The organism is Pseudoalteromonas sp. T1lg22, assembly GCF_002964645.1.
Classification (GTDB): Bacteria; Pseudomonadota; Gammaproteobacteria; order Enterobacterales; family Alteromonadaceae; genus Pseudoalteromonas.
In genome coordinates this window covers 96,821-108,838 of record NZ_PQBY01000010.1, presented here as the reverse complement: position 1 = coordinate 108,838, position 12,018 = coordinate 96,821, and the positions used below count along the sequence as shown (strand labels likewise).

General features: G+C 46.1%; 13 protein-coding genes. 5 read left to right on the top strand and 8 right to left on the bottom strand.

Going from position 1 to position 12,018, the window contains the following annotated elements; genetic code table 11:
• Window positions 1-274: 274 nt before the first annotated feature.
• The 3 genes from fadI (at window position 275) to C2M24_RS06320 (ending at window position 4,324) form a co-directional block, all read left to right on the top strand.
• Window positions 275-1,585 (top strand): acetyl-CoA C-acyltransferase FadI, encoded by a 1,311-nt coding sequence (fadI, locus tag C2M24_RS06330; RefSeq protein WP_105200709.1) that lies wholly within the window; start codon window positions 275-277, stop codon window positions 1,583-1,585.
• Window positions 1,585-3,912, top strand: coding sequence for a fatty acid oxidation complex subunit alpha FadJ (gene fadJ, locus C2M24_RS06325; protein ID WP_105213685.1), 2,328 nt, complete (start codon window positions 1,585-1,587; stop codon window positions 3,910-3,912). Before fadI ends, fadJ begins: the two co-directional genes overlap by 1 nt.
• Window positions 3,913-4,132: 220 nt before the next feature.
• Window positions 4,133-4,324 carry a hypothetical protein gene (locus tag C2M24_RS06320; RefSeq protein WP_105190478.1) on the top strand — a complete coding sequence of 64 codons (192 nt, stop codon included), beginning with the start codon at window positions 4,133-4,135 and terminating at the stop codon, window positions 4,322-4,324.
• Between the two features lie 161 nt (window positions 4,325-4,485).
• Here the strand turns inward: C2M24_RS06320 and C2M24_RS06315 are convergent, their stop codons facing one another.
• From C2M24_RS06315 to C2M24_RS06295, 5 genes are all read right to left on the bottom strand, one after another.
• On the bottom strand, window positions 4,486-4,962 hold the full coding sequence (locus C2M24_RS06315; protein ID WP_105213684.1) for a hypothetical protein: 477 nt from the start codon (window positions 4,960-4,962) through the stop codon (window positions 4,486-4,488).
• Window positions 4,963-5,102: 140 nt separating this feature from the next.
• On the bottom strand, window positions 5,103-5,432 hold the full coding sequence (locus C2M24_RS06310) for a hypothetical protein (protein WP_105200706.1): 330 nt from the start codon (window positions 5,430-5,432) through the stop codon (window positions 5,103-5,105).
• 79 nt (window positions 5,433-5,511) lie between these two features.
• The gene (locus tag C2M24_RS06305) at window positions 5,512-5,811 is read right to left on the bottom strand and encodes a hypothetical protein (protein ID WP_105200705.1); all 300 of its coding nucleotides are present in this window, start codon (window positions 5,809-5,811) and stop codon (window positions 5,512-5,514) included.
• 47 nt (window positions 5,812-5,858) lie between these two features.
• Window positions 5,859-7,055 carry an alpha/beta hydrolase-fold protein gene (locus tag C2M24_RS06300; RefSeq protein ID WP_442792504.1) on the bottom strand — a complete coding sequence of 399 codons (1,197 nt, stop codon included), beginning with the start codon at window positions 7,053-7,055 and terminating at the stop codon, window positions 5,859-5,861.
• Window positions 7,056-7,323: 268 nt separating this feature from the next.
• Complete coding sequence (locus tag C2M24_RS06295; RefSeq protein ID WP_105213770.1) at window positions 7,324-8,298, bottom strand: transposase; 975 nt, start codon at window positions 8,296-8,298, stop codon at window positions 7,324-7,326.
• Window positions 8,299-8,727: 429 nt separating this feature from the next.
• Between C2M24_RS06295 and C2M24_RS06290 the strand changes: the two genes are divergently transcribed.
• Window positions 8,728-9,282: a hypothetical protein gene (locus tag C2M24_RS06290; protein WP_105213682.1), complete on the top strand. Its 555-nt coding sequence runs from the start codon at window positions 8,728-8,730 to the stop codon at window positions 9,280-9,282.
• A 120-nt stretch (window positions 9,283-9,402) separates the two neighbouring features.
• On the opposite strand, the gene C2M24_RS06285 is transcribed toward C2M24_RS06290, so the two are convergent.
• On the bottom strand, window positions 9,403-9,993 hold the full coding sequence (locus C2M24_RS06285; RefSeq protein WP_105213681.1) for a DNA-3-methyladenine glycosylase I: 591 nt from the start codon (window positions 9,991-9,993) through the stop codon (window positions 9,403-9,405).
• Between the two features lie 136 nt (window positions 9,994-10,129).
• On the opposite strand from C2M24_RS06285, the gene C2M24_RS16225 reads away from it, so the two are divergent.
• Entirely contained in the window at window positions 10,130-10,252 is a 123-nt protein-coding gene (locus C2M24_RS16225) for a hypothetical protein (protein ID WP_267894372.1), read from the top strand.
• Window positions 10,253-10,534: 282 nt separating this feature from the next.
• Here C2M24_RS16225 and C2M24_RS06275 read toward each other — a convergent pair whose 3' ends face one another.
• Together C2M24_RS06275 and C2M24_RS06270 are read right to left on the bottom strand one after the other, a co-directional pair.
• Complete coding sequence (locus tag C2M24_RS06275) at window positions 10,535-11,161, bottom strand: DUF2971 domain-containing protein (RefSeq protein ID WP_105213679.1); 627 nt, start codon at window positions 11,159-11,161, stop codon at window positions 10,535-10,537.
• Between the two features lie 2 nt (window positions 11,162-11,163).
• Window positions 11,164-11,763 (bottom strand): hypothetical protein, encoded by a 600-nt coding sequence (locus C2M24_RS06270; protein WP_105213678.1) that lies wholly within the window; start codon window positions 11,761-11,763, stop codon window positions 11,164-11,166.
• Between the last annotated feature and the right edge of the window lie 255 nt (window positions 11,764-12,018).

Genomic DNA, 12,018 nt, shown 5'->3' with positions numbered 1-12,018 from the left:
GCATATTTAAATGCAGTGAAAAATAGGGCGCGTGTCATAATTTGGTTACGCCTAACAACGCCTGTTAGGCATTGCTACAGCCAAATAGTTCGATCGATTTTACTTACAATTGTTCAGTTTTAAAGTCTTGTTTTTTATTTTAATTGCTTCAAGTTGTTAACTATTGTTGTAGCTGGGTGGTAAATTTTGACAAGCCTATTGGCAATGCGCCCAGGGTTGTTTTAGAATCGAGGAAATATAACAGGTCAGACCTGTCAACAGGAGAAGCATTTATATGTCTGGGCAAACAAAACTAACAACACGAAACGGGGAGCGCATCGCCATTGTCAGCGGCCTGCGTACACCTTTTGCAAAGCAAGCGACCGCTTTTCATCATGTACCCGCATTGGATTTAGGCAAGCTGGTGGTTAACGAGATGCTTGAGCGTCTTGATTTCGACCGCAAGGAAATCGACCAGCTGGTGTTTGGTCAGGTGGTACAAATGCCTGAAGCGCCGAATATTGCTCGTGAAATTGTGCTCGGAACCGGCATGCCGGTGAATATCGATGCCTATTCGGTCTCCCGTGCCTGTGCAACCAGCTTCCAGGCCATCGCCAATGTTGCCGAGTCGATTATGGCCGGTCACACACAGGTAGGTATTGCCGGTGGTGCAGACTCATCCTCTGTTTTGCCCATTGGTGTAAGCAAAAAACTGGCCGGCAGTCTGGTCGATTTAAACAAAGCGCGCACCTTCTCGCAGCGCCTAAAGATTTTCTCAAAGCTGGGTCTAAAAGATTTACTGCCGGTGCCGCCAGCTGTGGCCGAATACTCCACCGGCTTGTCCATGGGACAAACCGCCGAGCAGATGGCTAAAACCCATAATATCAGCCGCGCCGATCAGGATGCCTTGGCGCATCGCTCACACACCTTGGCAGGTCAAGCTTGGGCCGAGGGTAAGCTGGCGCAGGAGGTAATGACCGCTCATGTGCCGCCTTATAAGTCCTTTATTGAGCAGGATAACAATATTCGCGCTAACTCAGAGCTGGCCAGTTACGCCAAGTTAAAGCCGGTGTTCGACCGCAAATACGGCAGCGTTACCGCCGCCAATGCGACGCCTTTAACCGATGGTGCCGCGGCGGTACTGTTGATGAATGAAAGCAAAGCCAAGGCCATGGGTTATGAAATCCTGGGCTATATTCGTAGCTATGCCTTTACCGCCATCGGCGTGCATGAGGACATGCTAATGGGCCCGGCGCATTCAACGCCTGTGGCCCTTGATCGTGCCGGTATTACCCTGGGCGACCTTGACCTGATTGAAATGCATGAGGCCTTTGCGGCGCAAACCCTGGCGAATATGAAGATGTTTGCTTCGGATAAGTTTGCCAAGGAGCAGCTTGGCCGCGATAAGGCCATTGGTGAAATCAATATGGATAAATTCAATGTTAACGGTGGCTCACTGGCTTATGGTCACCCCTTCGCCGCCACAGGTGCGCGTTTGATCACTCAAAGTATTCATGAACTTAATCGTCGCGGTGGTGGTTTAGCATTAACCACGGCCTGTGCCGCCGGTGGCCTGGGTGCTGCCTTTGTATTGGAGAGCGCATAATGACTGAATCAGTATTTACATTCGAGCTCAATGATGAGCGCGTGGGTATCGTCACCATAGATGTGCCCGGCGAGAAGATGAACACATTACGCGCCAGTTTTGCCGAGCAGTTGCAGGATGTGATCACCACAGCCAACGAAAATAACGTTAAAGGCCTGGTATTTATCAGCGCCAAGCCGGATAACTTTATTGCCGGTGCCGACATCAACATGCTGGATGAGGCCAATACCCGCGAAGAAGCGCTGGCTCTGTCGACTACCTGTCATGATGCCTTTTTTGATTTAGCTAAATTGCCTTATCCCACGGTGGCCGCCATTCACGGTGCTGCTTTAGGTGGTGGTTTAGAGTTTGCTTTGGCCTGTGATTACCGTGTATGTAGCGACAGCGACATCACCAAAATGGGTCTGCCAGAAGTTCAGCTAGGTCTTTTACCAGGCGGCGGCGGTACTCAGCGCCTGCCTAAGCTGGTGGGTATTCAGAAGGCTCTGGAATGGATGCTAACTGGCAAGCAGGTACGTGCCAAGCAGGCGAAAAAAGCCGGTCTGGTAAATGATTGCGTGCCGCACTCGATTTTGTTGGATGTGGCGGTGCAGTTTGCCCAAAAAGGCAAAGCGAAAGCGGCGAAACCTCAGCTCGATAAAATGTCGGCGCTGCTGGAGTCTAACCCCTTTGGCCGCAACCTGATCTTCAAAAAAGCCGCCGAAAATGTGGCCAAGAAAACTGGTGGTCATTACCCGGCGCCTGAGCTTATTATCAAGGCGGTGCGTGCCAGTGTTGAGCTGGACCAACTCAAGGCTTATAAGACCGAGGCCGAAGGCTTTGCCGATCTGGTTATGAGCGATGTCTCTAAAAAGCTGCGCGGTATCTTCTTTGCCACCACTGAGATGAAAAAAGAGTGGCGCGCCGATAATGCCCCAAGCACCGACAAGGTTGCGGTGTTGGGTGGTGGCCTGATGGGCGCGGGTATTACCCATGTCAGCGCCATTAAGGCGGGTGTGCGCACCCGAGTAAAAGACGTGGCGCAGAAAGGCATCGCCGGTGCCATGAACTACAGCTACAAAATTCTTGAGAAAAAGCGTAAGCGTCGTATCTTGTCTCTGGCCGAGTTGCAAGAGCAGATGAACCGCATTACCGGCACCACGGATTACAGCGGTTTTAAGCATGTGGACATGGTGATCGAAGCGGTATTTGAAGACCTTTCTTTGAAGCAGGCCATGGTTGCCGATGTTGAGCAATACGCCCAAGAGCACACCATTTTTGCCAGCAACACCAGCTCGTTGCCGATAGCGCAAATTGCCGCACAGGCGCAGCGTCCGGAAAATGTCATTGGTTTACACTATTTCTCGCCGGTAGAAAAAATGCCGCTGGTGGAAATTATTCCCCACGAAAAAACCAGTGAGCAAACCATTGCCCGCACCGTGAGCTTTGCCCGCAAGCAAGGTAAAACGCCAATTGTGGTTAAAGACAAGGCTGGTTTCTTTGTAAACCGTATTCTTGCTCCTTATGTGAACGAGGCGGCAAACCTGTTACTCGCCGGTGAGCCTGTGGAGAAAATAGACCAGGCCCTGGTGGAGTTTGGTTTCCCGGTTGGTCCCTTGGCGCTGCTCGATGAAGTAGGAATTGATATCGGTTCTAAGATTGCCCCTATCCTTGAGGCCGAGCTTGGCGAGCGCTTTAAGGCACCCGAGGTGTTTAATCGCTTAATCGACGACAAGCGTCTAGGTCGCAAGTCGGGCCGAGGCTTCTACGATTACAGCAAGAAACAGAAGAAGGTAGACGAGTCGGTTTACGAATTCCTGGGTGTAACCCTAAGCCCGAAACTAAACAAGGAAGAGATTGCCCAGCGCTGTGTTGTGCAGATGCTCAACGAAGCGGCTCGTTGTTTGGAAGAAGGCATCGTCAGCAATGCCCGCGATGGCGACATAGGTGCCATCTTTGGCATTGGCTTCCCGCCGTTCTTAGGTGGTCCATTTAGCTATATGGATAAACTGGGCGCCGCCAATGTGTGCTCAACCCTGGCAACCTATGCGCAGTTTAATGATAGCTTTACTCCGGCGGCGGCCTTACTGGCTATGGCCGAGCAGGGCGGAAGTTATTACCCGCAGGAGCAGGCGGCTGCCGAGGCTACAAACAAGGTTGAAGCTGAGAACAAGGCAGAGGCTAGCGACAAAGCCGACGCTGAAAGTAACGACGAGTCCGAATCAGTTGATACTGAAGAGCTGGCCGAGGACGTCGCCAAGGACGTCGTCGAGGACGTTGCCAAGGACGCTACCGATGACGTTGCCGAGGACGCTGTAGAGCAAGACAAGGAACAGGCTCGCAGCTAATCTCCTCCTAAGTACATGATTGAAAAGCGCAGCAATATGCTGCGCTTTTTTGTGCTCAGGCTTTTGGACGCGTATCGGCTTCTAGATGAAATAAAATCAACTGAAAAAGTTTACTTACTAACCAATGACCTAGCTAGGAACTCTAGAAACAGGGTGGGGTGTATGGTTAATTAAGCAGCAGCTTTGTGTTAAAGTCGCCGCCCGAGAATGAGGGGGGATTATGATTTTATTGTTAAGCGTCGTGTTTGCCAGTTTATTATTTGTTGTTGCTACCGCCAAAGGCATGCCAGCCAAGCGCTGGGCTTTACTCGGCGGATTATGTGGCCCCTTCGCCCTGGCGCTGTTTAATGTGCATTACCGGCGCGCCTTGATGCGCACCATAGCCCATTGTGGGATTATCTGGCGGCCCTGAGATTTCTTGGTGCTGGAAAGGATGCCGCCGAGCATCCTTTTTTGTGTAAGTGAGTTGCAACTCATCGGCAACGGTTTTCTCAGTTAGGTGTCGTCGCCACCGCGACAAGATCCAGCTGTTTGGACAAACTACCTAGTTTTAGCAATTCACCCAAAAGCAGATTACTTTCCTGCTTTGCCCGCTTCGAGTATGGGTAGACCAGCCTCGGTGGGGATGTATATGCGCTCGCCATTGCCTTCTTGCAGGCCTTTAATCCAGACATAACGCAGGTAAGCTTCATTCCCTTTTAGAGACTCGCCTATGATTCTGTTTGCCTCTGCGGCTGCTTTTGCTCTTTCAATGTCTGCTTGGCCTTCGGCTTTTGCTTGAACAATCTTGGCTTCACCTTCACCTTCGGCTTGGGCTAATGTGACCCGTGCTTTTGCTTGCATGAGTGCCGCTTGCTCTCTTGCCTTGGCCTCTTCAATGAGGATTTGCTTGCTCCATTCCGCCTCTTTTAATGCGGCAATACCATTCATTTCTAATTTATATACTTTGTATTTAGGCCAAGCCCATAAGGCCAGTATGATTAATATCACAAAGAATAAAACTGTGGCCACCAGACCACCAAAAGCGATTGCATTTCTATTTGGGTGCACAATTTTTCCTTTCTTTATAATAGGTTATTATTCAGTCCTTGACGTTAGCTTACCTTGTTGGCTGTGCTAAAACCAGCATGGGTAGCGAGCTGGCACAATCTACGGGCTGAAGAGAGTGAATACTTTCCCAAGCGGCATGGTTAGGGCTTTGTTTGATACTGGTGGCACAGCATTAAAATGCCCACTGAGATAGAGACCGAGCCCAGATAAGTCAACGCCATGACAACATAGCTTTTATAGAGCATAGCTTTAGCAAGTAGGTCGGTATCCAACCTTGCGATTGCAACTGTCATGAGTGTATCCAATGGCAGCAAGCCCACCAGGATAATCCCAAGGCTAAGAAAATAAATGGCTCCCTTGCCAAAGGTTCCGTGCAGTTTCACGCTCGCAATAATGGCCAAAATAATGGGACTAATGGCTGCCAAGAGCGTAAACAATGCAAAGGTAATAAACGTCGATTCTTCTTCCATGAGGTAACTCCTTCCTTAGAGATATAACATCCGCATGATGGGCAGGTTCAGCTCGGCTAAAATTAGCGCCAGCCTAGCTTTACTTGTCCTGCTTTAACAACTTGTTAGTTTGAATTTCACTGTAATCAATAGGCTTATTTGCAGCAACAATGACAGCCACAATAAATGCAGGTATAAACTGATAGAACCATTCGGCTATATTTTGAGCAAAAAGAAATGCAATTGATGCACTAGTTAATGCTGTAATAGCAACACAAGTTAAAGCTTGTAATTTATATGCCCAACTAACATGACCAGAAGAGAACTCTTTTCTAGATGCAAACCTAATTGCAAGTGCATAGATAATTAGAAAGAAGTATAAAAATACAAATGCACCCATGATTTCCTTTTCAAACTAAAGTTGATTATCGCGGCCTTGTAAGCCAGTTAACTTTGCGTGCCCTTCACTAACGGAAGCAATCTATCGCGACGTTGGATAAAGAAGTCATAACCAGCATCGTCTTCTTTGGACAGCTCTAAGGCCATATTAACCTGTTGCAGTGAGTCCTTATATTGTCCGTTGCGCTCATAGGCAAAGGCCAGTCCGTTATATGCATCGGCGGACTTAGGGTGCAATTCGATATTAAACTTGAATAGCTTTATTGCCGTTGTAAAGTCATCTTCAAAGACAAAGTGGTAACCCAGTTCTCTTATTACCTGTTCCGGCGGCGCTATCTGTTCGCCGTATTGCTGTGAAAGGCGAGCGTAGTAGTCGGTAATAGAGTCCAGCTCGCCGGTGAATGCTTGTACCGGCATGGCCCTGGGCATAAATAAATGATGGTACGCATTGAATATGCCGGCGCTGGATGTCAGTGCGTGCGCTACATCGTCGAAGGCGTTGGTGACCAGGGTCAGATTCTTGGGTTTATTGGCCATCATAAACTTATGCAAGTCATCATACACAGCGCGCATATCGCCACCTTCTTCACCTATGTTCATATACACATAGCTATTAAGCGTTTTTGCTTTGGCAATGAACTCCTTGGTACTCTTTGCCGACGCGCCATGGTTCCACCACACCGCAGGGCTATAGGCGATATGGGCCTGAAAAAGCTCGGGCTTGGTTTGTAGCGCATAAAGGGCAAAGACTCCGGCTGCGGAAGCGCCGGCAATGACTCTAAAGTCATGGGTACGGTATTTATTATCGACCAAAGGGATTAATTCACGTTCGAAAAAATCCAAAAACTTGGCGCCACCGCCACCGAGTCCGACCGGCCCCCTTGGGTCTTGGTTTACCGTGGGATAAAGATCTCTCAGGCGGTTGGTATTTTCTATGGCGACAATAATAACCTCGGGAGCTGATTGGGCATTCTGTAAGCGCTCTATAACCGCCGTAAGCAGGGGGAGATTACTGGCACCATCTAGGCGGTAAATTACCGGGTACACCTTGTCAGGGTTGGTGTGGTAGCTTTTAGGTAATTGCACCAGGATGCTGCGCTCTTCACCAAGCACTTTTGACTGTATGATTTCGGTGTGTTGACTGTAGATGTTATCTGGCTGTTCTTGAGCCAAAGTCATGGTTGAGGTCAGCGTGGCGACAAAAAAAGTCATCAGCAGAGCGCAGGTCGGCTTTAGAAGACTCACAATAAATCCCTTTATATAAACGCGTTATTTGACTCAAACTAGCATCCTCTACAAAAGAATAAAACAATTATAACCAAAACAAACAAAACACCCACTTTAAGAATTGAGCTTGTGCAACGGAACAAGAAAATACATTTTTAAAGCGAGTTCAATCAGAACAAGCGGTTGTTAGTGGATTTCCCCTTCGTTTTTGTCATTGTCGTAAATTCTGGACGTGCGAAATCGACACTTCGGTTAAGGACTCAATCATAGGGAAGGAAAGTAACACTTAAGCGAATAAGCTTTGGCTATTACTTAAATCTACACGTCGCTTTCGGTGTTGATGCTGGCAGTAGGTTGTTAACGCTTGCTCCTTACCTACCGCACCGTGAAAGACCTTGGTGAATGAAGTCGTAAGCGCTAGCCAGTTTTTCGGGCAAATATCGAGGCGCTGAAGTATGGGGGCTGCATCTGATGAAATATGCCCTGGCTTATCTTCGCGCATACAGCGTCCTGTCCATTCAATCAGCTCTAAGTAACTCTGTAGCTCAAAAGGCAACCCCTTAGGCATGTTTTTGCGTGGATTACCAACAAAGGGCATTAAGGTAGTGGGTTGCTGACCCTTCTTTGCTGAAGTGATTCTAGTTCTCACGCTAGTGTAGTCGGATTGTTCGGGTAAATCAGCAGCCTTTGCACGGATCGGGTTTAAGTCCACATAGGCTAAACAGGCAACCAAGGCAGCTTCATCAAGGAGGGCCTGGGACTTAAAACGCCCTTCCCAAAAACGGCCGGTGCAGTCATCTTCGCTATTGGCTTGACGGGCAATCCCTTCATTGAGGACACGCATAAACCAGCTGATATCACTAAGACGCTCCCGATAAATCAAGATACGACTGTGCAGCGCGGCCAGCTCTGCTGTATCAAGCTGCTCTCCTTGCACAAAACGTTGGCAGAGCACGGTGCCTTTAAACAATTTGTGCCAGCGTAGAACAATAGCTTTATCGGTTAAGTGCTGGGCTTTAGGCTTATCCACATGCAGCACCACATGGGTGTGGTTACTCATTACTGCATAAGCGCATACATCTATGCAGAAAATTTGCGCTAGCTGCAACAGTTTACTTTCAACCCAATCGCGGCGATGTTCATAAGAGCGGCCGGTCAGTGCGTCTATGCCACATAAAAACGCCCGCCGTACACAACGAGAGATGCAGTGATAATAGGGGGTATCTGCTAGACTAATTTGGTTTTTCCGAGGCGTTGCCATCATCCACTCCTCCTTGAGTCGAACATTCAAAGTGTAGTCAATGAGTCTGGAAGTGTGAAATTTTGGAGTGGGTGTCTTAGTTATTTTTTGGAGTGGGTGTCTGAGTTAGTGCACTTCAGCTGCGTTTCACCCTCACCAGCTAAAAGGCGTAACAGCTCGCCTCAGCTATTTATAAACTCAAGCTCATCGCAAATGATCGGGCTAACAATAGTGATATTGGCTGCAAGTTGTTAATTAACGCCTCTGCTAGCCTTGGACAGGCGGAAACCTTCCTCTTTTTCTACTATTGATTAAATACGCTTGCGAAAAAGTCGTTACTGGTAAAGCTCGCTCGATGTAACGAGAAACGGGCTTAAGAAGTTGATGCTTTTGGTCGGATTCTGAAAGCGCATTTCTTCTGGCATTCAAATAATTAAGTAGGAGCGGTTAATGAAGCATCCTAGGCATCAGGTATGGGTAAAGTTCATACTGCTGTTGTTAATTTTATTATCCTACTTTGGTTATTTAACTTACCAGTATGACTTTGTGACAGGCGGGGTCGCATCCCTGATTACCTGGAGCTTCTTTGTGCTTTGCACTCCGGTTGCCGATGCTGGCTTTTTACTGGACTTTCCCATTCGATTATTACTGGGTATTCGTATGGTGTTCTCAGAAATAGCAGTCTGGTTGATTGCTATTATGATTAATGTGCTCTTGCTGTTTTACCTTCCTGAGTTTTATGAAACAACATTTGTTACCCAGACTATGAAAATGATATTAACCACACCTTTTCCATATTGGCTGGTTATTTTGCTGTCTGGGGTGGGGACGTTTCTGTCTATCCGGTTTGGTGATGAACTGATGGACGTTTTTCACCATAAAGAGCGCTTGTTCTATCTACGCCATCACTTCAAACAAGAGCTAATTTTAATTGTTTTTTTTATTCTTGTGCTTTTCGGTTATTACGAAATAATCTCAACATTGGGTGTAAATACCAATTTCTGACACTTACTCGCTCACCAACTAAAAGGCGCAAGAGTTCGCCTTAGCTACTTACTTATACATAGCCAAAACCTGCGCCTTTCTATAACAGTCATCGTGATGGTCGTTGACCATGCCGCAGGCTTAATGTGGGTATTCATTTGCAAGTTGTATAACCTGTTGTTTTCTAAAGCAATTGTTTAGGTGGTCGTTTATGAGTCCAGTAGCTTGGAGGTGTGAATATAGGGTGGTTGAACCTAGGAACTTGAAACCTCTTTTCTTCATGTCCTTGGCAAGCTTGTCGCTAATTGGTGAGGTAGCAACGTAATCACTAATATCATTAATGCTGTTAACGATAGGTCGGTTATCCACATATTCCCAGATGAAGTTACAGAAGCTTTCAAACTCCTTTTGTATCTCTATAAAGCACTTGGCATTGTTGATAGCTGCTTCTATCTTTAGTCGGTTTCTGATGATTGAACCGTCCTCCATTAGGCGTTCTACATCTTCGGGGGTGAATTTAGAAACCTTGATTACATCAAAGTCAGCAAATAACCTTCTGTAGCCTTCACGCTTCTTGAGGATGGTGTACCAGCTTAAACCCGCTTGAGCCGATTCCAACACTAGGAACTCAAACATTGTCTTATCATCGTAAACAGGAACACCCCATTCATTATCGTGATAAGCAACGTAGTCTGGTTTGGTCGTATCTAACCAAGGGCATCTTTTGCACATCGAATCACCTTTACCTGTTTTTGTATACAGCCTGTATATTTGCACATGTTTAATTTGTCTACTACTTTTATTTATGTACTAAGGGGTTTTGTTAGTGCGCTAAATGTAACCATTAAATATTAAAGGGGAAATTCTAATGGCAAAGACTGTTAAGTTTAAGGTAGGTCGTGACGCTAAAACAGGTCAATTTATTCCAGTAGAGAAGGCTCGTAAAAGAAAAGCCACTGCTATTGTTGAAACTATAAAACGCACCAAGTAGCAACTAGTGACAACAAGGAGGTTGTCTTGTTTTACTCACTCCTGAATAGCGATATATCGAAATCTGCCACTCTGAGTCTAAATGTGCTTGGGTCGATTCTTGCCACCTTTACCTTCTCGTATAATCCGTGAGACTTAACAACGGCCAAAAGAGTAACCAGTTTGGCGTATGGCATTTTTTGGCCAACAATAATTGATTTAATTGCATTGGGGTTGTAAGTAACCCTCGCTTCTGATGTAACCATGCGCACCTCTTGCTCGTATTCCCATTCAGGGCTTTTGGTTAGCATGATGTCCGATACATTATGGCAGTTGATTGGTTGCTCATGGCGCTACTTAGGATATCTACCGCTTCAAGTTCACGATATCTAATTTCATCCTTAAGGATTGTCTGAGAGTTTTCTTCTTCCAAAGATTGAGCGAGTTGCTTATCATCAAACTCCAAAGCAAAGCCTCGCAAACCGTTTGCGTAGTGGCTCCACATTAGCTTATTTTCAAGGGCTCTCTTGTTCTCATTATCTCTGATGAAGCAGCAGAAGCGGCGACTCTTAACATCGCTAACGGTTCTGTTAATGGCTTCAACCATGGCATCTCTAAAAATGCGCTTTTCTTCTAGTAGCTGCCCCTCGGTTATTTGATTCGTTAAAAGATAAGAATACTCACTAACCTTGTCTATAGCTTCTTGCTCACTGAAACCAGTCCCTAGAAGTCCTTTCTGATGAAAAATCAAAAGGTCATCATTTGAAATGTCCTCAGGTGTTTTAAAGGCCATCTGCTCTAGGTACATCCCTTCAAAAGGGTCATTGAAATCCTCTATTGAGCTAAACCAAAGGTATGAGCCAGCTAAGGCATCTAGGTCAAAGTCACGATAAGGATAAAATTTATAGATTTTCTCAGATTGTGTAGTCATTTCTAGTTATTGCCGTTCGTGCTGGTAACTTCTTCTAAAGCCTTGCCTTTGGCTTGTTGCTTAATGGTTAAGTTAGGTGTTAATTCCTTGGCATCTATAGCTTTTGCTGAAACTGCTTCAGGGCTGGTCTTTTTTATCAAAGCTGTTTCATAGCCTAAGCTATGAGCAAATATTGCTACACCTATGGCGGTTCCAGCCACACCAGCCGTTGTCAGAATTCTGAAAAACAAAAACCGCACTTTATCGTACCAATCATGTTTAACCATCTGTTTAATCTCATTCGTTATATCTTTGTGGTGAGCGTGCATGGTGTTGTATGTGTTTAAAATGACTTCCATTCGGGTTCCTCTCCCAAAACTGTTTAACCCTTTCTCCATACACATTCCTTTAGCGCTACCTATGAAATCATCTTGGCTTTTATAGTTATTGTATTCAATGGAGGTGTAGGCTTGCCTCATTACATCCTCAATTACCTTTTCCAGTTGCTTATCGAGTATCTTCTCGAACTCTTCTTGGCTTTTCGGCAAGTGGGTTGCTCGGGAGTAGTCCATGTTAATGCTCTTTATGGCTTCTCGTATGTTTTCTTTGAATGGTGTGCTCATGTTTCATGCTCATAACTTAAATGACTTCAACTCACTAGGTGCTTTATAAATCATGTTCATCTAGTTAACTTGTCGACAATATCAGCTTTTTTTAGACGAATGAAAGTGGTGGTGTTATTTTATATTGTGCAACTTCCAAAAATGCCTAAATTTATGTATCTAGGTGCTAAGCCGCTGGAGCCTTTCCTCTTTATTTCTTTTTAAAATTTCAAAATCCCCTAGAACATGTTCAGAGGTACTTAGCTCCCAATAGCT

Excerpts from the sequence above, each read along its gene's own strand:
- fadI (WP_105200709.1), top strand. The coding sequence starts at position 275 with ATGTCTGGGCAAACAAAACTAACAACACGAAACGGGGAGCGCATCGCC.
- fadJ (WP_105213685.1), top strand. The coding sequence starts at position 1,585 with ATGACTGAATCAGTATTTACATTCGAGCTCAATGATGAGCGCGTGGGT.
- C2M24_RS06320 (WP_105190478.1), top strand. The coding sequence starts at position 4,133 with ATGATTTTATTGTTAAGCGTCGTGTTTGCCAGTTTATTATTTGTTGTT.
- C2M24_RS06310 (WP_105200706.1), bottom strand. The coding sequence starts at position 5,432 with ATGGAAGAAGAATCGACGTTTATTACCTTTGCATTGTTTACGCTCTTG.
- C2M24_RS06305 (WP_105200705.1), bottom strand. The coding sequence starts at position 5,811 with ATGGGTGCATTTGTATTTTTATACTTCTTTCTAATTATCTATGCACTT.
- C2M24_RS06295 (WP_105213770.1), bottom strand. The coding sequence starts at position 8,298 with ATGGCAACGCCTCGGAAAAACCAAATTAGTCTAGCAGATACCCCCTAT.
- C2M24_RS06290 (WP_105213682.1), top strand. The coding sequence starts at position 8,728 with ATGAAGCATCCTAGGCATCAGGTATGGGTAAAGTTCATACTGCTGTTG.
- C2M24_RS06285 (WP_105213681.1), bottom strand. The coding sequence starts at position 9,993 with ATGTGCAAAAGATGCCCTTGGTTAGATACGACCAAACCAGACTACGTT.
- C2M24_RS16225 (WP_267894372.1), top strand. The coding sequence starts at position 10,130 with ATGGCAAAGACTGTTAAGTTTAAGGTAGGTCGTGACGCTAAAACAGGT.
- C2M24_RS06275 (WP_105213679.1), bottom strand. The coding sequence starts at position 11,161 with ATGACTACACAATCTGAGAAAATCTATAAATTTTATCCTTATCGTGAC.
- C2M24_RS06270 (WP_105213678.1), bottom strand. The coding sequence starts at position 11,763 with ATGAGCACACCATTCAAAGAAAACATACGAGAAGCCATAAAGAGCATT.